General features: G+C 42.6%; 14 protein-coding genes. 6 read left to right on the forward strand and 8 right to left on the reverse strand.

Going from position 1 to position 26559, the window contains the following annotated elements:
- The first annotated feature begins 514 nt into the window (after positions 1 to 514).
- On the forward strand, positions 515 to 5119 hold the full coding sequence (locus AB0756_RS33320) for an nSTAND1 domain-containing NTPase (protein ID WP_050045336.1): 4605 nt from the start codon (positions 515 to 517) through the stop codon (positions 5117 to 5119).
- Positions 5120 to 5133: 14 nt separating this feature from the next.
- Here the strand turns inward: AB0756_RS33320 and AB0756_RS33325 are convergent, their stop codons facing one another.
- The 3 genes from AB0756_RS33325 to AB0756_RS33335 all read right to left on the reverse strand — a co-directional run bounded on the left by AB0756_RS33325 (position 5134) and on the right by AB0756_RS33335 (position 7145).
- Positions 5134 to 5562 (reverse strand): universal stress protein, encoded by a 429-nt coding sequence (locus AB0756_RS33325; protein WP_050045335.1) that lies wholly within the window; start codon positions 5560 to 5562, stop codon positions 5134 to 5136.
- 109 nt (positions 5563 to 5671) lie between these two features.
- Positions 5672 to 6187, reverse strand: coding sequence for a hypothetical protein (locus AB0756_RS33330; protein WP_038078155.1), 516 nt, complete (start codon positions 6185 to 6187; stop codon positions 5672 to 5674).
- Between the two features lie 154 nt (positions 6188 to 6341).
- Positions 6342 to 7145, reverse strand: coding sequence for an SDR family NAD(P)-dependent oxidoreductase (locus AB0756_RS33335; RefSeq protein WP_038078153.1), 804 nt, complete (start codon positions 7143 to 7145; stop codon positions 6342 to 6344).
- Positions 7146 to 7440: 295 nt separating this feature from the next.
- Between AB0756_RS33335 and AB0756_RS33340 the strand changes: the two genes are divergently transcribed.
- Entirely contained in the window at positions 7441 to 8256 is an 816-nt protein-coding gene (locus AB0756_RS33340; protein WP_038078151.1) for a carbonic anhydrase, read from the forward strand.
- Between the two features lie 382 nt (positions 8257 to 8638).
- On the opposite strand, the gene sbcD is transcribed toward AB0756_RS33340, so the two are convergent.
- Positions 8639 to 9940, reverse strand: a complete 1302-nt coding sequence (gene sbcD / locus AB0756_RS33345; RefSeq protein WP_050045334.1) for an exonuclease subunit SbcD — start codon at positions 9938 to 9940, stop codon at positions 8639 to 8641.
- Positions 9941 to 10672: 732 nt separating this feature from the next.
- Here sbcD and AB0756_RS33350 point away from each other — a divergent pair.
- Positions 10673 to 10924: a hypothetical protein gene (locus tag AB0756_RS33350; protein WP_038078144.1), complete on the forward strand. Its 252-nt coding sequence runs from the start codon at positions 10673 to 10675 to the stop codon at positions 10922 to 10924.
- A gap of 15 nt (positions 10925 to 10939) precedes the next feature.
- Here AB0756_RS33350 and ggt read toward each other — a convergent pair whose 3' ends face one another.
- The gene (gene ggt, locus AB0756_RS33355; RefSeq protein ID WP_038078136.1) at positions 10940 to 12745 is read right to left on the reverse strand and encodes a gamma-glutamyltransferase; all 1806 of its coding nucleotides are present in this window, start codon (positions 12743 to 12745) and stop codon (positions 10940 to 10942) included.
- Positions 12746 to 13282: 537 nt separating this feature from the next.
- On the opposite strand from ggt, the gene AB0756_RS33360 reads away from it, so the two are divergent.
- From AB0756_RS33360 to AB0756_RS33370, 3 genes are all read left to right on the forward strand, one after another.
- The gene (locus AB0756_RS33360) at positions 13283 to 20080 is read left to right on the forward strand and encodes a HAMP domain-containing protein (RefSeq protein ID WP_038078135.1); all 6798 of its coding nucleotides are present in this window, start codon (positions 13283 to 13285) and stop codon (positions 20078 to 20080) included.
- 191 nt (positions 20081 to 20271) lie between these two features.
- Positions 20272 to 22224 (forward strand): sensor histidine kinase, encoded by a 1953-nt coding sequence (locus AB0756_RS33365; RefSeq protein ID WP_038078133.1) that lies wholly within the window; start codon positions 20272 to 20274, stop codon positions 22222 to 22224.
- A gap of 4 nt (positions 22225 to 22228) precedes the next feature.
- Entirely contained in the window at positions 22229 to 23419 is a 1191-nt protein-coding gene (locus AB0756_RS33370) for an NAD(P)/FAD-dependent oxidoreductase (protein WP_038078132.1), read from the forward strand.
- Positions 23420 to 23497: 78 nt separating this feature from the next.
- Here the strand turns inward: AB0756_RS33370 and AB0756_RS33375 are convergent, their stop codons facing one another.
- The 3 genes from AB0756_RS33375 to AB0756_RS33385 form a co-directional block, all read right to left on the reverse strand.
- A complete protein-coding gene (locus AB0756_RS33375) occupies positions 23498 to 23914 on the reverse strand; it encodes a hypothetical protein (RefSeq protein WP_038078130.1) in 417 nt (138 codons plus the stop codon).
- Positions 23915 to 23935: 21 nt separating this feature from the next.
- Positions 23936 to 25288 (reverse strand): S8 family serine peptidase, encoded by a 1353-nt coding sequence (locus AB0756_RS33380; protein WP_202048636.1) that lies wholly within the window; start codon positions 25286 to 25288, stop codon positions 23936 to 23938.
- A gap of 590 nt (positions 25289 to 25878) precedes the next feature.
- Entirely contained in the window at positions 25879 to 26439 is a 561-nt protein-coding gene (locus AB0756_RS33385) for a hypothetical protein (protein ID WP_167844724.1), read from the reverse strand.
- Positions 26440 to 26559 lie beyond the last annotated feature (120 nt).

Raw genomic sequence — 26559 nt, forward strand, 5'->3', positions numbered from 1 at the left:
ATATGAGTGCTAGAGCTTCTCAACTGAACACTAGCGTGACCGCTACAGCTAATGTAACGATCGCAAGTAGGATACGTTTCTCAATCTACCGAAACATAAAGCAAAAATAAAATTGCACCTAAGGATGAAATACTGTTTCCGATGGTTGAAGTTTGTTAAGCTTTTTTATGCAAATGAGATTCTAATGCGCCATTGAGAACCAAAATGGAATTTTGAAACGAAGACGCAAATAATCTTTACACTTGTGGTTCAAAGAAAGTTATAGCGCAACTCGAACAACGCACGCGATCGCTACATTTTGACTCTTTACCACCAGAGAATGTTGCATCTTTTTTATTTTTATGATGGTTAATTTGTACGTTCGTAACTCCTAATTATCAAACTCGTGTAAAGACACAATTTTGCATAATTTTTATATAACAGAGTGATATTTATGCATAAGTTACCTTTACCTAACACTATCTAAATATACAGGTAAATAAATAGTTTAAGCAGTTCTTCATAACTTCTAATTATGTCCAAGCACGAGTTTCAGCGTAATTTTGCCGTTATTATCGGGATTAACGATTATTCAAATGGTATACCGCCTTTAGAAACGGCTGTCCCTGATGCTCGCGAACTTGCTAGGATTCTAGAAGATTACAAATATAGGGTGCGGTTGCTTTTAAACCAAGATGCTTCTTTAGAAGGACTCGACAAACTACTTGCTGCTTTTCACGCACGGGAGATAGTGTTTCCTGAAGAAACGATCGCTCTCAATGAGAATGACAGAATTGTATTTTACTTTGCCGGACACGGTCTTGCTTTGGATGCATTGGAAAATAAAGAAGGTCCAGCTGGCTATCTTATACCAGCTCGAGCTCGATCCGGTAATATCAATACCTACCTGGAAATGCAGAAGTTACACGATGCTCTGCTTGCTCTCCCTTGCAGACATTTGTTAGTTATTCTCGATTGCTGCTTTGCGGGAGCGTTTCGTTGGTCAAGTCACAGAAATGCCATGCGTTTGCCAGTTGTCTACCAAGAACGTTACGATCGCTTCATTCAAGACCGAGCTTGGCAAGTCTTAGCATCTGCGGCTCAAGATCAGAAAGCTTTAGATTTTGTTACCTCTCGTGGAACGATAGAACATCACTCTCCTTTTGCAGCAGCACTGTTTCAAGCGTTACGAGGTGATGCCGATCTTTCTTTACCAGTTCAGGATGGTAGACCCACAGGCGATGGGGTCATTACAGCAACAGAACTCTACTTTTATCTGCGGGAGAAATTGGAGACAACAACTCAAAAACTCCACAGCCGCCAAACTCCTGGTTTATATCACTTAGCAAAACATGACAAAGGGGAATACATTTTTCTAGTTCCCGGTCAGAAATTGAACTTACCATCTGCTCCTAAATTAGATTTCAAAAATAATCCTTACCGAGGGCTAGAATCTTTTGATGAAGCTCACAGTGAGTTGTTTTTTGGCAGAAAGCAATTGACTCAACAATTGAGCCAGGTTGTTGGCGCTCGTCAATTAACGGTAGTATTGGGAGCCTCAGGATCTGGTAAATCCAGCCTTGTGAAAGCCGGATTATTTCCTCGTTTGCGTCAATCTACGACTCATTCGTGGCATATTCTCGACCCAATTCGCCCCGGTAGTCGCCCAATAACTGCACTTTCTCAAGTACAAAAACAGATTTCAACCACCAAAGATCGGCAATTGTCACTGCTTGCTGCTGTAAATACGTGGTGCAATACCAATCCTCAAAAGAAACTACTGCTTGTGCTCGACCAATTGGAAGAATTGGTCACTATGTGTCAGAACGATAAGGAGCGATCGCATTTTTTGAGAGAACTCGAACAAGCACTGACCCAACCGCAGTTTCACATTGTTATAACGCTGCGTTTGGACTTTGAACCACAATTTTTAACCTCTGCTTTTCCCGGACGTTGGATGGATGCTCGGTTCACGATCCCACTCATGACTCAAAACGAGCTTCGAGAAACGATCGAAAAACCAGCAGCAGAAAAAGTGCTTTATTTTGAACCCCCACAATTAGTAGAGCAATTTATTAATGAAGTTGTACAAATGCCAGGAGCACTTCCGCTCCTTTCTTTTACTCTGAGCGAACTTTATTTAAAATATTTGAACCGTCGGGGCGACAATCGAGCTTTGACAGAAGAAGATTATCAGGATTTGGGAGGAGTTGCAGGCTCCCTGACCCGTAGAGCTACCCAAGAGTATGAAAGTTTAGTAAAAATGGACTTAAATTACGACTACACCATTCGTAAGGTCATGTTGCGAATGGTGACTGTCGATGGCGGTGCTTTGGCTCGCAGACGGGTACCTTTGCGCGAATTTGAGTATCCCAATGCTGAAGATAACAAGCGAGTTGAGCAAATTATTCAACGTTTTACCGATGCTCGATTGATTGTCAGTGGAAAAGAAATCAATGGGGAGCCCTACATAGAACCAGCTCACGATGCTTTGGTATTGGGGTGGAATTTATTACAAAAGTGGAAAGACGACAAGCAACAAAATGAGAGTGTCGTGCTGCGCCAGCGTCTGACACTTGCTGCAAATGATTGGTACAACAGCGATCGCAGTGACCTTAAATCCAATTATCTGTGGAACGATGACCCCCGTATTGCTGTGTTAGAAAAAGTTCTGGAATACCCTCCTCAGAAAAACTGGCTGAATCAGCTAGAAACAGAATTTGTGAAAAAGAGCCTTCAAAAAAGACAAGATGAACTTAAGGAAACTAAGGAGAATTTGCGAATCTCACAAGAACGACAGCAAATTGCTCAGGCTCGCCTATTAGCAACTCAAGCACAATTAATACAAAAAGAGGATATTAGTTTACTGCATTTAAGTATTTTACTGGCTGTTGAGTCTATGAAACGCTTCAACAAGTTGGAAATGAGGTATCTTTTAGCAGATCAAACTCTACGCCAGGGATTGACTTTACTCCCACGTTCTATTGCTCGTATTAATAATCACAGCCAGCAGAACTATACTTGTTCAAATTCATTAGCCTTTTGTTCTGACGGCAAACATCTGGCGATCGCTAATGATGCCATAAGACTCTTAGAAATCAAGAGCGGTCAACAAGTCACCAGTTTGGAGTATGAAAAAGATTTAACAGTTGCTACCTTAAGCCCGGACGGCAACTATGCTGCTACTTGTTGTCAAGATGGAGTTGTCAAGATTTGGAAGTTAAAAGATCGACAATTAATTGCACAAATAGTTCGTGCTGAACCCGTACAACATATTATTTTTAGCCCCAAGAGCCAATATATAATTATTGTGAGCGGTGGTTTTAGAGGTGTATGGCAATTGACCGATTCATTAGAAGTCATACCTGTGGGATTACCATTGGTAAAATTACCAGCTTTTTGTAGCGGTCAAGCTCCGATCTGTTTCAGTCCAGATGGTAATTATTTAGCTGAATTTGTTGAAGAGAGTCCGGGTTCTGAAGAAGGCAGAAGACAGGTTTGGAAACTTTCTAGCAGGCGGCGAATTATCAACGAAACGGTGAATTTATCTTCACCATCTAGCTCTGAAGTTAATTTGGCTGTTCGCGAAAATATTGATGATATGGCATTTAGTTTGGACAGTCATTTTTTTGCTGCAACGGTGACTCTAACTGTAGTTAAAGTGTGGAGAATACCTAGTGGTAGAGAAGAGATGACCGTGGAGCACAATACATGGATTAATACTATTGCAGTGAACTTCAACGGTCAGTATATAGCGGTTGGAGACAGAAAAGGAGAAGCAATTGTTTGGGCAGTACCTTACGGTTATCAAGTCACACATATAAAAGACAACCCGACAACTTGGTTGGGTCGTGTTGTTTTTAGTCCCGATGGAAATTATTTGGCCACTATGGGTCAGGGATTTAACAAAATTGCTAGAGTGTATCACGTTTTTTGCGGTCAAGAAGTAGCACGCCTGCTCCACGAGAACTATGTTGTCAATATCGGCTTTAGTCCAGATGGTAAATATATCGCGACTCAGGAAGATAGCAATCCAGAAAAAGGGCATAGCGATACTGTACGTCTGTGGAAAATTGTTGATGATTTTGATGGCATAATTGCGATTGAGATTGATATGGAGAACTTTATAAATAGCATCACCATAAGTTCTCGCGGTAAATATTTGGGAATGACTTGCAGTCAGGTTCAAGGTTTACAAGTTTATGATATGGCTCGCTATCAAAAGGTAAGCTTTATCAGTCATGAAGGAGCGCATTATGCTACCTTCAGTACAGATGAAAAATTGGTAGCTACTGTTGGTGAGGATAAAACAGTAAGACTTTGGGAACTAGCAAGTGGTGAAGAATTGCTAGCAATGGAACACAACGCACATATTATTGCGATCGCCTTTAGTCAAGACGCAAAGTTATTAACGACATTAGTTCACTTAACAACTATATACAGAGACAATATTGAAGTTTTCATTTGTGACGTTATTGTTTGGGATATCACAACTTATCAACAAGTTTATAAATTGGAAAATAGTAAAGTTATCAGCATAAGCCCGGATGGAAAATATTTAGTCATTCTTCCTAAAAATTCAAAATTTCCCGATAAAACTTTGTCGATAGTAAAAGTTTTAGAAAGAGAAGAAGTGACACGTATAAAACTCGATAATGATGGCTTAAGCGAATTTATCCTAAGTACAGATGGAAAATATTTAGCTGGTTTTGGTGGATTTTATGGCTCTGACACATCCGTAGACAGTGATGGGTTTATACAAGTGTGGGACTTATCTGGTGAAGAAGTTTTACCTATTATAAAACTGGGTCGCTCCGTGACAAAAGTAGTTTTCAGCCCAGGGAGCCGCTTTTTAGCAGCAGCTGTTGGTGGTGATACTGTCAGAATCTGGGATTTGATAAGCAAACACGAAGTGTCACGTATTGAAGTTTACGGCGGTATAAATCATATTATTTTTAGCTGGGATAGCGAACACTTAGTGACTGTTAACTGTTTGAACAAAGTTCAGGTCTGGAATTTACAACCAGAAGTTTTGATTGAAGAGGTTTGCAGTCGCTTGACTTGCAATTTAGCTTTAGAAGAGTGGGACTTGTATTTGGGGAATGAACCTTATCAAAAAATTTGCCCCAATCTTCCATAAATTGAAAATAGTATTTAACTGTTGAACGCCCCGCCTTGTAAAACTAAAACGGAACAAGGGGCGTTGTGTAAGACATGACTGCTGACACTCCCAAATAAAACCTCGGTAATACCCCTGAAACCTCTCCGACCGAGTACAATCAGATCTGCCTTCCAGCTTTGCGCTAAATTACAAATTGATTTTCCCGGATCTCCCACTCGGCATACGGATTCTACAGTAACTCCTTGCTCCTGTGCCTTTTCCTTGTATGCTAGAAGCAGTTCTTCACCTTCTTGAGTTTTCTCTTTAATCTCACTAGGAAAAGTGAGTTTTGAGCCAAAATCCACACAGTTGAAGATCATCAAGCTAGCTGACTCTTTTTTAGCTAATTCTAAAGCTTCCTCAAATACCACCTGTGTTTCCGGTGCTGCATCAAGAGCCACCAAAATTTTTTTAAAACCCACAGACAACCTCCTGTGCGATCGCTGACCTTTATATCTGTCATTCTCCTACAAAAGCGCCTCTAACACGATTGTACGAAAAGGATGATATAGGAATGGAACAGCCGAGCGGCTATTTTTTCTTTAAAACGACCTCAAAATTGAAAGAAGCAATACAACGCTCGTTTACGTAAATTTCTATAGTATGTTTACCAGTCGGATCGCCGGGAGTTACAGTCCAAAAGTTTTCAATCACTCCTTTTTTTGCTTCCTGTATGCGTTTTGTAACTGCTTCTGTACCGTTTGTTGATAGTGAAAAGTCTTCTCCGCTATTTGTACTCCAGGTTTCTGGTGCTTTAGGTAATTTGATAACTTCACGCCATGTAACAACGCCTTGATAGTTTTTCAGATGAATTCGCCACCCGTATTTGTTACCTTCTTTTAGTATCACTTTATTTGTAGGTATAAAAGTTGCTTTATGACTGCTGACATCTCTTAAAACTCCAAATTCAGCTTTATTGACAGTAATAGATTTAACATTTGCTGTCTGCGAGTGTACTAGATCGCTAACTGTAAAAGAAGTGATGCTCCAGGGAATTAATCCGCAAGTTGCTAGTACAAAAACGTAAGACCAATGTTTTCTAAGCATGATTTTTTTGTGAGATCGTGCTAACTATTGATAAATAAAAATTTTCCTTTTTTTTGATAAAACGACAACACTTTATAGATATTTTATACAAATTGCTATGGGTCATCTGTTATTCTCCCTCATTCCCCTCATCCCCCTCATCCCCGGTCAATAATTACTTTCTTTCCTGCATACTTCTAACAATTTTGGTCACCATTTTTCTTGTGCTAAATCTTACACTTGCAGCTAATATCTTATTTTTTATTCCCGTCACAACAACAGTTTTCCCTTCCATTAAAGCAGCATAGCCAATTTTGGCTACAGTTTCTGAATCCATAATTTTCTGACCGTTCACTATCTTTGAATCTTCCATGACCGCTCTTTTCTGAAAACCAGATGCGGTTGGACCGGGACAAAGTGCTGTGACTGTAACACCAGTTCCCTCTAATTCGTTAGCGATCGCTTCAGAAAAAGATAAAACATAAGCTTTTGTTGCAAAATACACCGCCATTAAAGGACCTGGCTGAAATGCTGCTGTTGAAGCAACATTTAGGACTTTGCCATAACCTTGCTTAACCATATCTTTAAGAAAGAGCTTTGTTAAATGGGTGAGAGATACCACATTCACTTGCATCATTTGCAGTTCGCTATCGAGGTCAGTTTCATTAAACAAACCGTAGGTAGCAAATCCAGCGTTATTGACTAAAATATCTACAGTAATATTTTCTTGTTGTAATTCTTGAAAAATTTGGTCTGGAGAAGTGGGTTCCGACAAATCTTTAGTAATGACTTTTACTGCAATGCTGTGTTTTTGCTGTAAGTCTTGTGCAATTTGAGACAGCTTTTCGTCACTGCGTGCTATTAGCACGAGATTGTAACCTTCTTGAGCAAATAACTTCGCAAATTCATAACCTATTCCACTAGAAGCTCCAGTAATGAGTGCGGTTTGCTTCTGGTTATTTTGATTTTTTGTTTTCATAACTTTCCTGTTAAAGGGAACTCTATCTTTTGCCTTACAATTCTAAGCTATTGAGAATAGCAACATGGGCAATACTCAATTTTCAAGACTCATTTCATATTGGCACTTTGGCATCATTGAAAATTCTAGAATTAGTATTGTATAGATCAAGTGCAAGAGTGTCGAAAGACATCGTACCCCGGTAAAATACCGGGGATTTTTATAAAATTTCAGAAACTTTACAGTTTAATACAATAATTGATACAATTATTGTCCCTGAGGGAGAATTTAAAGTATTTCCCCTCCGGTTAGCCCTATGAAGAAATTAATTAGAGGTCTGCGCGAATTTAAAGCCAGCTACTATTGCAGATACCAAGAGCTGTTCAAGCAACTCAGTCACGGTCAAAAGCCCAGGGTATTATTTATTACCTGTTCTGATTCGCGTGTCGATCCAAACCTGATTACCCAAGCAGGGTTAGGTGAATTGTTTGTCATTCGCAATGCTGGTAATATTATTCCCCCATATGGTGCAACCAATGGTGGAGAAGGTGCGACCATTGAATACGCTGTTCAAGCACTAGATATTAAACAGATTATTGTCTGCGGTCATTCCCATTGCGGTGCAATGAAAGGGCTAATGAAGTTAGACAAGTTGCGTGAGGAAATGCCTCTCGTGCATGATTGGTTGAAGTATGCAGAAGCAACCCGACGCTTGGTAAAAGACCATTACAATCATTACGAAGGGGAAGAATTACTAGAAATTATCATCGCCGAAAATGTACTGACTCAAATTGAGAATTTACGGACATACCCAGTTATTCGTTCCAAGCTCTATCAAGGACAATTAAGTATTTATGCTTGGATTTATCAGATAGAGACAGGTGAAGTTTTGGCATACGATGCGGAAAATCACGCTTATGTCCTCCCTCAAGCTCAACTTCCTCCAACAGAGGTAGATGAGTCCATACTTCTTCCCCTTCCAGCTTGTGAGGTGTGCGAGCCTTCCTTTGAAACAGTGGCAAAAGAGGTTCCATCAATCCAGGAAATTGAGATAGGTCACCATCATCGGTTCCCAATGACTTCTCTTTCTCAAGAACAGCTAGAGCGAATTTATCGAGGCTCAAAGTCGTGAAGAAGGCAGATGGCAGATGGCAGATGGCAGAAGGGATGCAATATGGTAGCGGCTTCAACCCACTACGCGGCTTCCGCTCAACGGGGGGAACCCAGAGCAGTTGCTCCTCTTGGGTAAAGACCACAGGTGCTATCTCCTGCACGGACGCTGCGCGAACAACCGGGGGAACCCCGGCAACGCACTGTCTCCCCAAGACCGCACTGCTCTCCGCACGCAGCTGGCTCACCAATTGCTAGCCACGCCTCTCGGAGATTATGGTGGAGGGAGCGTTACCCATTCTCTCGTTCCCAACCTCTAGCTGGGAACGAGGTCACTCAGAGGTTGTCTGGTCTATCCTTCACCAACAACACTGGGGAAGTTGTCAGGCTCTTCTGCTTGACGATTACAACAATTTCAACTGAGTATCTTTATTGTTGCTTAAGGCAAAGTCTTGCTCTTGAGTCAGTGATTCGGGTGTCACTTCTACATCATTTGCTAACAAATTGTGTGCTGCATCTAACATAAGTTCTGCTATATCTTTGAGATCGTTACGGTTGTCCAGGTACGTTTTTAACGCATCTATTGGGTCAATACTGTTACTTGCACTTAACTCTGGAATACGGGGACGAGCCAATTGACTGATCAACTCTGGCTGGATGCTGTAGGTATGAGATGCACTGAGAGCGCGGTGCAGTTCAGAAGTATCAATTAAATCTAGTTGTTCGGAACGCAGTTTGTAAATCAGTCGTACAACAGCATCCTGGATGTTATGTTTTGCGATCGCTTTCACAATGGCTGCTTGCGGATCTTCTATCTTGGAGACATCAATTTCAATAGTCTGAAAAGTTCGTGCGCTTAGAGGGCAAAATTCCCACTCAGTATCACCTCGCTCGATCTCCAACATCACATAACCTTTTTCTTCCTTTTCTTCACTAAAATCTACTCTTTCGATGCTTCCTGGATAAACAACAGGGGGATCGTTAGATTTATTAAGATTTTGATGGCGGTGTACGTGACCCAAGGCGACATAATCAAAGCAAGGTCGTGCTAGTAAAGAGACAGGAAGTGTAAAGCCTTTTCCTACTGCTAAATAGCGTTCTGCTCCCAAAGATGCATTATCCGCCATTAAATGACCCAACAGAATACTTGGTACATTGGGGTCGAGGCGGCGAATTTCTGCTTCTAGTACGACCTCAAGACGTTCGATCAGCAGGTGGTTAATTTCTACTAAAGATAAACCTTCAGTCTCTTGACGAGTCATTAAAGTTGAGCGAGTCAGCCAAGGAAGGGTCAGAATTTGTATTAATCCATTACGAGTTGTGATGCGATGGGTTGTTAAGCGATCGCCTACAACAACTCCCGGTACACCTAAAGTACGATAGATACAAAGACTAGCGCCCCCGAGTCCTTGAGAATGTTGGTCGTGATTTCCTACAAGTAAAACTGTAGGGATCTTCGCATCCGCAAGGCGACGAAACTGAGAAGCAAATGCTTCTTGTACGTATGGAGCGGGAGTTGCGTCAGGAAAAGCATCACCTCCAAAAATGACTAAATCAACGGGTTCTGACAATGCTCTGTTAATGCATTGGGACAGAGAGTTGACAAAATCCTCCAATCGCGTGTTCAATCCGGTTTCGGGATTAATTTTTCCGTGGGAAAAGCCACTTCCCATATGGATATCGGAGAGATGAAGAATTTTTATCATAATGGGTTATTTGTCAAATTAACTTTCATTGTACTGACTTTACTTATGTAAAGTATTAAAAATTCAAAATCAAAAAAATGGTTGGTTATCAACAAATTGTTCATTGCAAACTTCTTATTTAAGAATTATATATAAGTAAGAAGCAGTCATTGCTTTCTGATTTGTCACTTTTAGGCAGGTATAATGAAAACATCTCACCGCCAACCAAGAAAGGCTTTCTTCCCTATCTTCTAACCCAAGACTATTGAAAGTACTCATATAGCAATCCTATTGAATTGATGAAATACATATATGGTGGTTAATACTCGCCAATTAAGGCTTTTAGTTAGCCATGCCGCACCGACAGGGCTTAAAGTTTTTCACGAATGATTTAGGACGGCTATAAACAAGTTTTAGTTTGAATTTTTTTAACTAAAACCATTGAAAAAGTACTTAAACATACATAAATTCTCCGGAACTGCAAATAACATTGGGTATACAAGTAGATAGACGCAAAGTCTCATGCCCATTTTCATCCGTCCTGTTGTACGTTCATGACCGCTACTTAAGAGTTTGCCTTTCATTAACAGATGTATGCATTTGTAGATTAGTTGAGAAATTTCCTTATCTGTAATTTTTTTTGTATCTTTGGCAACAAAGTTTTTAGAAAAAATTATCCCCATCGGGTGAGGTTATACTTGACATATTTCTGCGATTATGCATTCAATAGCTAAAGAAACTAAGGAGTTTGCTATGTACAAACAAATGTGCTGGTTATCACAGTCTGGCGAAAGCGGGGAAAAGGTTCTGCATTTGCAGACTGCACCCAATCAGCCTTGGCGTCCTTACACCGCATTTCCACAATTTTCTGTCCCCGATTATCAAATACCAGGAGGTTCTAAAGGTTGGGCAACTTATCAAAAATTGTTAAAAGCAGGTTGGACATTAGTACCTAGCGCACGCGCTAATGAATTTAGCTCCAAATCTATTGAAGTTAAAAGTTAGAATTTTTTACTTTATTTAATAGCCTTTTGCGGAACCTTCTCCGCGCGGATCGGCTGCGCCTTCTAAAGTTCCATCAGGTGCAACTAAAATTGTGTTGATATTTCCCCAAGGCGCAGTCTGCTGAATCTTATGTCCCCGTCTTTGCAATTCTGTGATGGTAAGAGCATCTAAACCCAAAGGTTCTACTCTCAATCGATCTGGCAACCACTGATGATGTATGCGTGGTGCAGCTACAGCAGAACCTGCATCCATGTTGTATTCCAGTACATTAAGAATAACTTGCAATACTTGAGTAATAATGGTGCTACCACCAGGCGCACCGACTGCCATCCGAAGGCGACCGTTTTCGGTAACGATAGTGGGGGTCATACTGGATAAAGGAATTTTTCTCGGTGCGATCGCGTTGGCTTCATTACCAACAAGTCCAAAAGCATTGGGAACTCCAGGTGCAGCAGCGAAATCATCCATTTCATCATTTAGCAAAATACCCGTTTTAGGCACTACAACTCCAGAACCAAAACCATAGTTAACCGTGAAGGTTAGGCTAACTGTATTGCGTTGTTCATCTACAACCGTCAAATGAGTTGTTTCCGGGGACTCGTAGAATTTTGGATTTAGGATTTTAGATTGTGGCTTTGTGTTGACAATTGTAGGTCTTGAAGATTGATTGACTTGTTGTAACGTTTGAAAGTCTGCAGGTTTTACTTCCGTAGACGGTTTAGCTCGTTGCATATCTATTTCTTGGCGGCGTTTTCTAGCATAAGCATTGCCAATTAGTTCTGCTACAGGAACTTTTACAAAATCTGGATCGCCTAAATGTAAAGAACGATCTGCATAAGCTATTTTCATCGCCTCTACCATTAAATGTAATGCATTTGGGTGATGCCATCCTAAGGATTTCAAATCCGTATCACTAAGAATATTTAAAATCTCTAATAAATGAACGCCTCCTGAAGAAGGTGGTGGCATTGAACACACTCTAGCGTTGCGGAAATTACCACAGATAGGAGTACGCCAAGTTGTTCTATAAGATTTCAAGTCTTCTAAAGTTATAAGACCCCCGTTTTTTGCCATGTCAGCAGCAATGGTGCGGGCAATATTCCCGGTGTAAAAGCTTTGGGGATTTTTCGCAATTTCTTCTAAAGTTTTGCTTAAATCTTGCTGTACTAGCTTTTCACCTGGTTGATAAAATTCTCCATTGCGAGTGAAAATAGCTCGTGCTGCCCGATTGTTGAGAATAATTTGTTTGCGGTCTTCATACACTTTCAAAGAACGCCAAGTCACCCGATCGCTGAGAACAAATCCATCTTTTGCAAGAGCGATCGCGGGTTTTAACACCTCTTGCCAAGGGAGTTTACCATAGCGGCGATGAACTTCATACATTCCTGCCACAGTTCCCGGTGTTGCAACAGCCAGGTACCCGTCAATACTGACATTGGGACGTACTTTGCCTTCTGCATCCAAGTACATAGTTTTAGTGGCTTTGATAGGCGCACGTTCCCGAAAATCTAAAGCTTTAATTTCACCAGTCTTTGACTCGCGTAATAGTAAAAAACCGCCACCCCCAATTCCAGCAGAGAAAGGTTCTACGACAGAAATCACAAAAGTAGTAGCAACTGCTGCATCAACTGCATTTCCACCCTTACGTAACATATTCACTCCCGCTTCACTCGCCAAAGGATGAGCAGAAACGACCATTGCCTTTTTTGTTCGTAGCGGTGGAATAACTGTAGCAAGTCCTGTTTGAGCGTAAAATATAGTACTCAGTGAAAAAGCAACACATGCGACTCGGTTGCCTTGATGAAAAATAGGGTTTGTCATAATGGGAGTTTAAGCTAAAAGTCAGCGATCGCATATAATAGTTCAGTGTCAGCGCACCGGCAGGTAGTCAATCAATTGTTACGTGTCTTATCTCCCTCCCCGCCTCTGCGTTCTCTACGTCCAGAAATGTTTTTCCTTGGTAATCCCAAAATTAACGTGACTACCCAAGAGGAAAAAATTAATACTTTATTATTTCAGTGCAAGCGTACTGAAAGTTTTCATACCTTAGATAGATTTAGATAATATATCTAAATCGGGGTGTTTTAAATTAGTTATAGTCTAAACGAACCTCTCGTTGACCAAAGGTAAGGTGGTACAAGCCTTAAAAACCATATAAGGAAACAACGAGAAATTACCTCATTACTTACAGGGCTTACAAAACCTCATCTGGATTTTGGGGATTTTACGTGTTGCAGCTTTCTCCAACCCCCCTTAAACAAGCAGGCTATTGGGTAAGTCCTAACTTAAATCCCTACTCTCAAGTACGAGGATTCACGGATCGCTGGTCACTGTAAGGTTAATAAATAGCTCAGTCATATGGTTGCGGAACAGTTAACAACTAAAGAAAACGATAATTTAGATTTAAGACAGCTATTGAAAATACTCTCAGCTGTGAAAAAAGGGGACTTTTCTGCTCGTATGCCCATAGATCGGACGGGTATAGCAGGGAAAATAGCTGACGCTCTCAATGAGGTGATCGAACAAAACGAGCGGTTAACAGAAGAACTACAACGCATTAGTAATATTGTTGGTAAAGAAGGTAAAATTACCGAGCGAGCGACTCTTGGGAATGTACGGGGTTCCTGGTCAGCTTGTGTTGATTCTGTCAACACTCTCATCACGGATTTAGTTCAGCCAACGGCAGAAACAGCACGCGTGATCCGGGCTGTAGCGAATGGTGACTTATCCCAAACGATTGCACCAGAAATTGAAGGTAGACCCCTCAAAGGAGAGTTTTTACAAACCGCTCAAATGGTTAATACCATGGTGGGGCAGTTAAACTCTTTTGCTTCTGAGGTAACGCGGGTAGCCCGTGAGGTCGGTACTGAAGGGAAATTGGGGGTACAAGCAGAAGTTCCGGGGGTGGCTGGAACTTGGAAGGACTTAACCGATAGTGTGAATTTAATGGCAGGTAATTTGACTGCCCAAGTCCGTAATATTGCTGAAGTGACGACAGCAGTGGCAAATGGTGACCTGTCTAAGAAAATTACTGTTGATGTCAAAGGAGAAATTTTAGAACTCAAGAACACCATCAATACGATGGTAGACCAACTTAATTCCTTTGCTTCTGAGGTGACGCGAGTCGCACGAGAGGTGGGTATTGAAGGAAAACTCGGTGTTCTTGCAGAAGTCAAAGGTGTTGCGGGGACTTGGAAAGATTTAACAGAGTCGGTCAATATGATGGCGGGGAACTTAACCGCCCAAGTACGTAATATTGCGGAAGTGACAACGGCGGTAGCAAACGGTGACCTGTCTAAGAAAATCACTGTTAACGTGAAAGGGGAAATTTTAGAGTTGAAGAACACGGTCAACATCATGGTGGACCAACTCAACTCTTTTGCGTCGGAGGTAACCAGGGTTGCAAGGGAAGTCGGTGCTGAAGGAAAATTAGGAGGGCAAGCTCAAGTCCCTGGGGTTGCAGGGACATGGAAGGACTTGACCGACAGCGTGAATTTCATGGCAGGAAGTTTAACCGCCCAGGTACGTAATATTGCGGAAGTGACAACGGCGGTGGCAAATGGTGACTTGTCGAAGAAAATTACTGTGGATGTGAAAGGCGAAATTTTAGAACTGAAGAACACCATCAACACGATGGTGGATCAGTTAAATTCCTTTGCATCGGAGGTCACCAGGGTTGCGCGAGAAGTTGGTACGGAAGGGAAACTGGGGGTACAAGCAGAAGTCCAAGGGGTTGCGGGAACTTGGAAGGATTTGACGGATAGCGTCAACATGATGGCTGGAAATTTAACGGGGCAAGTCCGTAATATCGCGGAGGTGGCAACTGCGATCGCAAACGGGGACTTGTCGAAGAAAATTACTGTAGATGTTAAAGGGGAGATTTTTGAACTGAAAAACACCATCAACATTATGGTGGATCAGTTAAGTTCCTTTGCATCGGAGGTCACCAGGGTGGCTCGTGAAGTGGGTTCGGAAGGCAAACTCGGCGTACAAGCAGATGTGAGGGGTGTTGCGGGAACCTGGAAGGACTTGACCGACAGCGTCAACTTCATGGCGGGAAGCTTAACAGCCCAAGTGCGGAACATTGCAGAAGTGACAACAGCAGTGGCAAACGGCGACCTTTCTAAGAAAATCACTGTGGATGTCAGAGGGGAAATTCTAGAGTTGAAGAATACCATCAACACAATGGTGGATCAACTCAACTCCTTTGCAGGTGAAGTCACGAGGGTCGCCCGTGAGGTGGGTGCTGAAGGAAAATTGGGCGTACAAGCTGAGGTAAAGGGCGTTGCGGGAACTTGGAAAGATTTGACCGACAGCGTCAACTTTATGGCAGGTAATTTGACAGCCCAAGTCCGTAACATTGCGGAAGTGACAACGGCAGTGGCAAACGGCGACCTGTCGAAGAAAATCACTGTGGATGTAAAAGGGGAAATTTTGGAGTTGAAGAACACCATTAACATCATGGTGGATCAACTCAGTTCCTTTGCATCGGAGGTAACAAGGGTTGCACGAGAGGTGGGTACCGAAGGTAAACTCGGCGTACAAGCGGAAGTAAAAGGAGTTGCAGGCACTTGGAAAGACCTCACGGGTGCGGTGAACATGATGGCAGGAAACCTCACCGACCAAGTGCGAAATATTGCAGAAGTGGCAACCGCGATCGCAAACGGCGACCTTTCTAAGAAAATTACAGTACAGGTCAAAGGCGAGATATTGGAACTCAAGAACACCATGAACATCATGGTGGATCAGTTAAATTCCTTTGCATCTGAGGTCACCAGGGTGGCGCGAGAAGTCGGTTCTGAAGGGAAGTTGGGCGTACAAGCAGATGTGAGGGGAGTCGCCGGAACCTGGAAGGACTTGACCGACAGCGTCAACTTTATGGCAGGAAGCTTAACAGCCCAAGTCCGGAACATCGCCGCCGTGACGACAGCCGTAGCAAACGGGGACTTATCTAAGAAAATTACCGTTGATGTCAAAGGTGAGATATTAGAACTCAAGAACACCATCAACACAATGGTGGATCAGTTAAACTCCTTTGCATCTGAGGTCACCAGGGTGGCGCGAGAGGTCGGTACGGAAGGGAAACTCGGCGTGCAAGCCCAAGTACCGGGAGTTGCAGGAACCTGGAAGGATTTGACCGATTCAGTAAACTCAATGGCTGGAAGTTTAACTTCCCAAGTGAGAAACATTGCGGAAGTCACAACAGCAGTGGCAAACGGGGACTTATCTAAGAAAATTACCGTTGATGTCAAAGGTGAAATTTTAGAACTCAAGAACACCATCAACACAATGGTGGATCAGTTAAACTCCTTTGCATCTGAGGTCACCAGGGTGGCGCGAGAGGTCGGTACGGAAGGGAAACTCGGCGTGCAAGCTTACGTGAAAGGCGTTGCGGGAACGTGGAAAGACTTAACCGACAATGTGAACTTGATGGCGGGTAACCTGACAGCCCAGGTAAGAAACATTGCGGAAGTCACCAAAGCAGTGGCAAATGGGGACTTATCGAAGAAAATTACCGTTGATGTGAGAGGTGAAATTCTCGATTTGAAGAACACCATCAACACAATGGTTGACCAGTTGAGTTCCTTTGCGTCTGAGGTCACTAGGGTAGCTCGTGAAGTGGGTACGGAAGGGAAACTCGGAGGTCAAGCACAAGTCACGGGTGTTGCGGGAACTTGGAAAGACTTGACCGATAATGTGAACTCAATGGCGGGGAACTTAACAGCACAAGTGCGAGGGATTGCTCGAGTTGTGACAGCCGTTGCGAACGGTGACTTGAAGCGCAAACTGATGTTAGATGCTAAGGGGGAAATTGAAACCCTAGCAGAAACCATCAACGAGATGATTGACACCCTAGCCACCTTTGCCAATCAGGTGACGACCGTAGCCCGTGAGGTGGGGATTGAAGGAAAATTGGGAGGTCAAGCGAAAGTCCCCGGTGCGGCTGGTACGTGGAAAGATTTGACAGATAACGTCAATGAACTGGCTGCAACTCTAACAACTCAGTTAAGAGCGATCGCAGAAGTCGCAACCGCAGTTACAAAAGGTGACTTAACACGTTCGATTTCTGTAGAAGCATTGGGTGAAGTCGCCATCTTGAAGGACAACATCAACCAGATGATTGCTAACCTGCGAGAAACAACCCAGAAGAACACCGAACAAGACTGGTTGAAGACAAACCTTGCCAAGTTCACCCGCATGCTACAGGGTCAGCGCGACTTAGAGACGGTTTCCAAGTTAATTCTCTCAGAGCTGGCACCACTGGTGGGAGCATCTCACGGCGTCTTCTATATTATGGAAAGTTTGGAAGACAATCCATTCTTAAAGCTATTAAGCAGTTATGCTTACAGAGAACGCAAGCACCTTGCCAACCGCTTCCTCCTGGGTGAAGGCTTGGTAGGACAGTGCGCTTTGGAAAAAGAACGCATTCTGCTGACAGAAATACCCTTCGACTATATTAAGATTGGTTCCGGGTTGGGAGAAGCAGCGCCGCTCAATGTTGTGGTTTTACCGGTTCTCTTTGAAGGACAAGTCACAGCCGTGATCGAACTCGCATCATTCCGACGCTTTAGTGAAATTCACCTGACTTTCTTTGACCAACTGACCGAAAGTATTGCAATTGTATTAAATACCATTGCAGCTAGTATGCGGACAGAAGAATTACTCAAGCAATCGCAGTCCCTAGCACAGGAGCTACAAGCACAGCAAAACGAACTCAGGGAAACAAACAAGCGATTGGAACAACAAGCCCTCACTCTAAAAGCTTCCGAAGAATTGCTGAAGAAACAGCAAGAAGAGTTACAACAAACCAATGCCGAACTCGAAGAAAAAGCAGAGCTGCTAGCGTTGCAGAACAAAGAAGTTGAACGGAAAAATCAAGAAATTGAATACGCACGGCGTTCTTTGGAAGAAAAAGCAGAACAACTCGCCCTTTCCTCAAAATATAAGTCCGAGTTTTTGGCAAATATGTCCCATGAATTGCGGACGCCACTCAATAGCTTGTTAATTTTGGCGAAGCTTTTATCAGATAATGTTGGGGGCAATTTAACTGATAAACAAGTCGAATACAGCCGGACAATTTTCTCCTCTGGAAATGACTTGTTAGCGTTAATCAATGACATTCTCGATTTGGCAAAAATTGAATCCGGGACTATGTCAATTGATATAGACCAAATGTTGTTTACAGAATTGCACCAACATATTGAGCGTACCTTCAGACAAATTGCTGCTGATAAAAATCTCAGTTTTTACATCGAACTGGCTGCTGACCTTCCCAGAAGCATTCATACAGACGCCAAGCGCTTGCAGCAAGTGTTAAAAAACCTACTAGCCAATGCGTTCAAGTTTACCGAACGTGGAGAAATACGCTTGCGGATGTTTGTCGCAACTCAAGGATGGACTCACGATCACGAAACTTTAAATCGCGCCCAGACTGTTATAGGCTTTGCTGTTAGCGATACGGGTATTGGCATTGCTAATGAGAAGCAAAAGATTATTTTTGAGGCATTTCAACAAGCTGATGGAACTACCAGCCGTAAATACGGTGGTACGGGATTGGGCTTGTCAATTAGCCGAGAAATTACCCGTTTGTTGGGTGGGGAAATTAAACTGGTGAGCCGCTTGGGTGAGGGAAGTACCTTTACCCTGTACTTACCCCAAGCGAGAGGATACGAGGATACGTTAATACGGCGACATGGAGAAACGATTTCTTTACCGTCTCTCCCTGGAACGAGCGGTCGCTCTCATTCCTCAGCCCAGAGCGATTCATCCCAAAATTCCCCAACCCCATCTCCGACAGTCCAACCCTCATCTCCTACAACCGCACAGCCACTATCTGCCAATTCTTCTGCCCCTTGGGAACTTCCACACATCCCCACTCCTACGTCTACTTTGTCCTCCAGTCTCAACTCTCATTCATTTCCACCCGCCAATTCTCCAATTGCCAATGCCCTAATTGACGACCGGGGCAATATTGAAGAGGGCGATCGCTTACTGCTGATTATTGAAGATGACTTGAATTTTGGGCGGATTCTGTTAGACTTGGCACGGCAACAAGGATTTAAGTGTATCGTGGCTTCCAACGGTAGTACGGGATTGTCTTTAGCACAGCAATTTCAGCCTGCTGCTATCATTTTGGATATCCGCTTACCGGGAATGGATGGTTGGACGGTACTCGATCGCTTAAAGCATGACCTCAAAACCCGTCATATTCCCGTACATATAATGACGGTCGAGGAAGGACGGCAACGCGGTTTGCAATTAGGTGCAATTGCTTACTTACAAAAGCCCGTCAGCAGCGAAGCGTTGCATCGTGCATTAAACAAGATAAAAGGTTTCGTCGAACGTCGAGTTAAGAGTTTGTTGGTAGTAGAAGATGATGATACTCAACGCCATAGTATTGTAGAATTGATTGGTAACAGTGATGTTGCTACAACTGCTGTTAAAACAGGCACTCAAGCCTTAGAGGCTGTACGCAACAAAAATTTTGATTGCCTTGTTCTCGATTTGGGCTTACCCGATATGACTGGGTTTGAACTCATCGAAAAAATCAAGCAACACCCCAATGGAGAAGCGCTCCCAATTATTGTTTATACAGCAAGAGAATTAACTCGGGCGGAGGAAACTCAGCTTCGGCGTTTGGCAGAGACAATTATTGTCAAAGATGTACGTTCTCCAGAACGTCTTTTGGATGAAACTGCTTTGTTCTTGCATAGAGTTCAAGCTGAATTGCCAGCACCAACGCAACAAATACTGGAAAAATTGCAAAGTTCCGATCCCGTACTTGTTACTAAAAAAGTTCTGATTATAGATGACGATGTACGCAACATTTTTGCTCTTACCAGTATGTTAGAACGCTATCAAATGCAGGTTCTTTATGCTGAAAATGGTAAAGATGGCATCGATCTTTTACAGAGGACACCAGATATTGATGTCGTGTTAATGGATGTCATGATGCCTGGAATGGATGGTTACGAAACAACTCGCTTGATTCGCCAAGACAGTAAATTTAAATCTTTACCCATTGTGGCACTCACTGCTAAAGCAATGCAGGGTGACAGAGAAAAATGCATTGAAGCTGGCGCATCAGATTACATCACCAAACCAGTCGATACCGAGCAATTGCTCTCACTCCTGCGCGTATGGTTGTATCGGTAACAGTGACTCGTTCTTCTCCTTCCCATGCTCTGCATGGGAATGCCTTATTAAGAAGCTCCGCCTCTGTACTATAGTCAAGATAGTCGTGTTGGAAGGGTTGGGTTGGCATTGCCAACCCAACCCTTCTACTACAGTCAAGGCTGCAACCCCGCAGACTGCACGCACCGAACCCCTAGCCACTCATTCGGCGAATGCTGCAAATTACTCAAGTCGTATTCAGGCGTAGATTAATCAGCACCATTGCCCTGCCAATTATCCTACCGTTGTTATTGTCAGGAATCTCAATATGGCAAATAACGCGTTTGCTTTCCGCTATGGACTGGGTTGACCATACCGACCAAGTGATTGCTCAAGCAAATCGCACTCAAAAACTCCTACTAGATTTAGAAACAGGAGTACGGGGTTTTCAAACTACAGGGGAACGCGAATTTTTAGAACCGTACCAGCAAGCTCGTTCTTATATCAACACTGCTTTTGATGAGTTAACGTATTTGGTTTCCGACAATTCTTTGCAACTTCAACGCTTAAGTCAACTGCGATCGCAGTATACAGCATGGTTCAGTTCTATTTCTCAAGCGATCGCTCGTAAAGAACGGGGTAATGTTGAACCTCTATCAGAACTTAGGGGTCGAAAGCTGAAAATGGACAAGATGCGGCTCTATTTTAATGAATTTATCGCAACCGAAGAGCAATTGCGCGATCGACGTGCCGAAGCAGTACAAACGACCACTCAGCGCGTCATCCTGAGCAGTGTTGTCTTATCAGTTAGTCTTGGTAGCTTCCTGGCTTACTACACTTGGAGGTACATTTTGAGTGTTTCTCAAAATTATGAGAGCGCTCTTTCAACAGCACGGGAACAAACAGAAAGTGCTCAACGCTCTGCTCAACGACTCGCTGCTTTACACACTATCGATCGAGCAATTTTAGAAGCTGAGTCAATAGAATCACTTATACGAAATGCCTTGATTCAAATGCATAAGTTAATTCCTTACGAACAGGCATTTGTTGCTCTTTTTAATTTTGAGAAAGGCACAAGCGATATTCTTGCTGGCATCATCTTACGTCAAGACTTAGAACCTTTCAATTGCGCTCCATTGCCCCTCGCTGACTTTGGTTACGAACCGAGCTTTTACCAGAATCCTAACTCTATTAAAAATTTAGTTGCCCATCAATCTTGTGATTCTATTTTAGCACACTTGCCTCTTGGGGGAATTCACAGTTGTCTTCGCATTCCCCTATTTGTTAAAGAAACATTGCTGGGGGAACTTAACCTTGCAGCAACTCAAACCAACGCTTTTGATGACGAAGCCCGAGAAATTGGGGGTGAAGTAGCAGCCCAGTTAGCTATTGCCATCCAACAATCCCTGTTACGCGACCAACTTCAACGCTATGCCTTAAAGTTAGAAGAGCGAGTGACCGAACGTACCACAGAGCTACAAGAAACCAACCAAGAACTCGAATCATTCACCTACTCAGTTTCTCACGATTTGCGATCGCCACTGCGTACAATGCAAGGTTTTGCTCAGGCATTACAAGAAGATTATGGCGACCAAATAGATTCAATGGGACAAGAATATATCCAGTTTATTACTGATGGTGCCATACATATGGACACCTTAATTTCCGATCTCCTGGCATACAGCCGCCTCAGTCGCGCCCAGATCCAACTTCAGCCTGTCGAGTTAAATAATGTTATTGAAGAAGCACAAAAACAGATCGCTACGCAAATGGCAGAAAAGAAAGCTGAAATTACAATTAATACTTCTCTCCCGTCAGTTATAGCTCATCGTTCTACACTCATTCAAGTCGTGACAAATTTACTCAGTAATGCTATCAAATTTGTAAAGCCAGGAGTACAGCCAAAAATTCAGATTTCGGCTCAAGAAAAACAAAATTTTGTAGAACTATCATTTGCAGACAACGGTATTGGTATTGCACCTGAGTATCAGGAGCGCGTTTTTCGGGTGTTTGAAAGGCTACACAGTACTGAAGAGTATCCGGGTACGGGTATTGGTTTGGCAATTGTCCGTAAAGGAATAGAGCGCATGGGCGGTCAAGTTGTTCTAGAATCAAAAGTTGGAGCAGGCAGCCGTTTCATTATAACTCTGCCTAAATCAGTAACCAGCGATCGGCGAGCGGTGTAAAAAAATGAAAACTTACGATTGGATTGTTGTTGGTGCTGGTATTGCGGGTGCTGCACTTGCTTATGAACTTGTTAAAAAGGGCTACGCAGTGCTGTTGTTGGAACAACAGGCAATTCCACAAAATGCAACAAGGTATAGTTATGGTGGAATCGCTTTTTGGGCTGGTACAACTCCTCTAACCAAACAATTATGTGCTGAAGGTATTGCACTCCATCAAAATCTATCACAAGAATTAGACTTTGATACTGAATTTCGAGAATTAGATTTACTTTTAACAATTCCTGCTGACACCAATCCACAAGAGGTTGCAGTATCTTACACTCGGTTTGACATTCCTCCAACGTTACTCAGCGTTAAAGAAGCTTGTGAATTAGAACCTTTATTGAACCCAAATGCGATCGCAGGTGCTTTAACTGTCAAACACGGTCACATTCACCCAGAAAAAACAGCCCAAGCTTACACAACAGCTTTTTTGCGTGCTGGGGGTGAAATGAAGATCGAACAAGTTATAAACCTCTACCCCCATTCGCTAACTCCCCCACCCTCTGATTTCTTAAGATTTACGGAAGTACAGACCACTACAGAAACGTACTATAGTGCTAACACTGTTGTTTGTGCGGGTGGTCTCAGCCGACAATTATTTCAGGCATCTAACGTTTCCATTAAGCTGTATTTCACTCATGCGGAAATGCTTGAAACTCCACCTATTGATAGTATCCAACTGCGGACTTTAGTTATGCCCGCAAATTTCAACCGATTTCAGTTGGAGACTGAATCTTCTAAAAATGATAGTGTGTGGACACAACCCGATTCTGAAGTTGTACCGCCTATTCTCGATACAGGGGCTATTCAATTTAAAGATGGGAGCTTCCGATTTGGTCAGATCAGTCGCGCATTAACAAACCCCTTCGCTCAGATTGATTCGACAGAAAGCGAAGCAACGATACGACAGGGGTTGAAAGAAATATTGCCAATTTTGGGGGACTTACCAGGAACTTGGCATCGCTGTTTGGTGTCATTCAGTCATGATGCACTTCCTGTAGTCGGTCGTATTTCAGGGCACGAAGGGATTTACGCTTTTTCTGGCTTCAGCAATCCCCTCGCGATCGTACCGACTTTAGCTCGGCGTTTTGCTAATTGGGTATCTGGAGAAAAAGACGAAATCATTCTTAAATTGTGTCCCCAACGCTTGTAAAATTATTGCAAATGACAGCTATAATAAAAACTAATACATCACTTGCATAATAGTATCAAGCTTTACAGATAGTATATTCTAGCATTCATGGCTGTGAATGTAAACCCTATTTACACCATTAGCTGGCACAATTTCTTGTTCTTCCAAAACGGCTTTAACGGCATCAGATGCAGCGAGAGCTTTAACTCCTGCTGCAGATATTTCGATAGGAATGGAACCCAATGCATCGGGTCTTTCTGCTAATTCCTTACCGCCAAAATCTTGGATAATTTTCTTAATGTAACTTAGCGCTTGAGCCGCTGAGTTACGAATTCCTTCTATTGTGGCTCGCCGTTCGGCTCTAGTTAAGCGCGAGTTAACTGGGTTGTCACAACGATCGTCCAGTTTTAAAAAAACTATCACGCTTACCTTTTGCTGGGGGGCTAGGTGACCCAGCCGACAGGCAAACTCAGAACTGATTTTATTTTTCTTTAAAGTTGTGTTGTTTGAGTACATGATGCACTTTCCTGGAGACCATCAACTAAGAGCGTTTAATGCTTCCACGGGCTGCACAACTCCCCATCCCCAACGATTGTCGGGACGGCGATCGTTTCCGCCTGGGTGTTGTGCTGTCTCCTTCAGTGCAGTCATAATATCCGTGACAGGTGCCGTTGGCTTAGCTGCCATTAACAACGCTGCCGCACCCGCAATATGTGGGGTTGCCATAGAAGTGCCATCCATATAGTTATACTCGTAGGTTCCGTTTGGTGTTTTCGTCGGTGGTATGCAAGAGTAGACTTGAGCACCTGGTGCAACAACGTCTGGCTTTGTTACCAAACCATTTGATTCATCTCCAGGAAACACAAGGCTTGCTCCGCTACTAAAGAAAGCGACATCAACCCTGTCGTTTGGCAGTTTTTCTATTGCACCCACACTGAAGGCATTGTATGCATTACCAGGTGAGCTAGTATTACCGTGGTTTTCGTTGCCGATCGCTACTACTGGTAAAATACCATACTGATTCACAAGGATGTCAAGTACCTCAGCGAAGAGAGGTTCGTAATAGCTAAGACCTAAAGACATATTTATAATATCAGCCCCTCTTTCGATAGCCCAAGAAATACCTTCCAATAAAGTTCTCAAAGTGGTATCCCCAATTAGCACACCAGCCACCAATAAATTCGCTTGTGGTGCAACGCCAATAGATAAACCTCTAGCAGTTTGTCCGCCTGCGATCGTTCCACAAACATGAGTTCCATGCTGTCCGCAATCAAAAGCTGGGGATGCATTAATTCGCCTCCCAAGGGGATCGATGACAACAAATTCTTTGACTCGTTTCTGGAGTGCTGGGTGAGCTGCATAAACGCCCGTATCTAAAACAGCGACGTTAATGTTTTCACCAGTCGTCTTTTCCCATAACCTGGGAATATCCAATTGTCTGAGACCCCAGGTGAAGTTTTCTTTACTCTCCTCAGCGAATAACTCAGAATATTCAATTTTTCGGGGCTGAATCAGGTGAATTTTTTGATTTGGCAAAATAGCAACAACATTAGGTTGTTCTACCAAAGCCTCCAACGTTTTGGGAGTCACTTCAACCGTTGCGACTGGCAATGCACCAGAACCAATGGTAGAAAACGCTAGAGGTTCGTCGTGATACCCTTTATCAAAAGTAGCTTCTTGGTAATCATCAAAGATTTCCGCCGCTACTTGAATGGTTGCTTGCTGTTGAACCTGAACCAACCGCTTTTTTAGTTCGCGCAAACGCCCTCTTGGTGGTAAGCCTTCACTGGGTGGCGCTTCGTAGATTACAATTGCATCCCGTTTGTCATCTTCTCCCATTTCAGCAAGAAAAGGTTCAAAAGCTGGTGAAATTTTGTTTTCTGGATTCATTGCGATCTACCTCTTACTCAATTAAGTGTTGTTAGCTTAGTGGTTGTCTATAGTAAAACTGCGGATTTTTTACTCGTCTTCAGTATTAATTGACGGCAAATCAATTAACCTTATTTGAAATCCTGCTAAAGTAATGATATTTATGTTTTTGTTTGGTAGAGCAATTGCCAAGCAACGGATAGGTACCTCGATCGAGGGACGAATTTATCGTTATAAAAGTCCCCACACGCTTTTAAAAATAGCAAAATTTTAACTTACTATAAACTTTTTACGTACTGTTTGACGTTCTTCTAAAAAGTATGGTAAGTAATTTTGCCCAAGAACCTGAAATAGGAAAATAATTTATTATATAATTCTACCTTATATCATTTTTAATTAATAGACCAATAGAATTATGTATTGTTCAAATCCTCAAGATACTACTGTTGGGGAAAATATACTTTACATATACTTCATATATTATTCGTTAAAAATACACATTAATCTTAAGTCTTTGTAAAGATGGGAACTTTTTAAATTATAGATTTTATATTCTAGATTTTGGATTGGGAATAAGTTTTTCTTCCCAGTTCTCCCAAGTTCTGCAGTTCCTAATCCCCAATTCCCATTTTTACAATTTCTGCAATTTCCCGTAAAAGATTGTTCTGTTCTTGTTGAATTTCCTCTAAGCGAATAGAAATATCTGTCAATCTTTGCTGCTTATCCTTAGGAATGAGTTGAGTCTGATGCGGTAGTAAAGATTGTATATTCGCATCACTCATTTGAGTACTTGTAACTTGTTTTGCACCGGAATCAACAATTTTACCAAATGATTGAAGACCCATTTTGACAAGAAATTGAAGCCCTCTTAATGGAAGTTGTAAAAGTGACAGACTTGCTGCTTCAATAAATCGGCTTATGGCTTTTACAGAACTACTGAGGATAGAAAAAGTGAAAAGCAGGATAACTACACTAATAATTGGGTGATGAGCCCCAGCATCGAGAAGTTTTACCAGCCTGAAAAGTATGGGGTGTTGCTCAAACCAATGATTTAGGGATGAAGAGAGAGCAGTTTGAACTGTTTGCGAGGTTGTATTCTTTATTTGCTCTGCAGACTGTAGAGTCTGTTCTAAATTGAAAGTTGGTAATGGGGGAAAGGACATGGAAGACATGGGGGATGAGGGAGACAAGGGGGATGCTCGATGGCGATCGCCTCTACAAGCATGGTGAAAAACCCGCTTGATGGAAACCGTCAGGTCAAAGGGTAAAGCGCGGATTGTACAAAAGTCGTG

This window comes from Tolypothrix campylonemoides VB511288_2 (genome assembly GCF_045999855.1).
GTDB lineage: Bacteria > Cyanobacteriota > Cyanobacteriia > Cyanobacteriales > Nostocaceae > Scytonema > Scytonema bouteillei_A.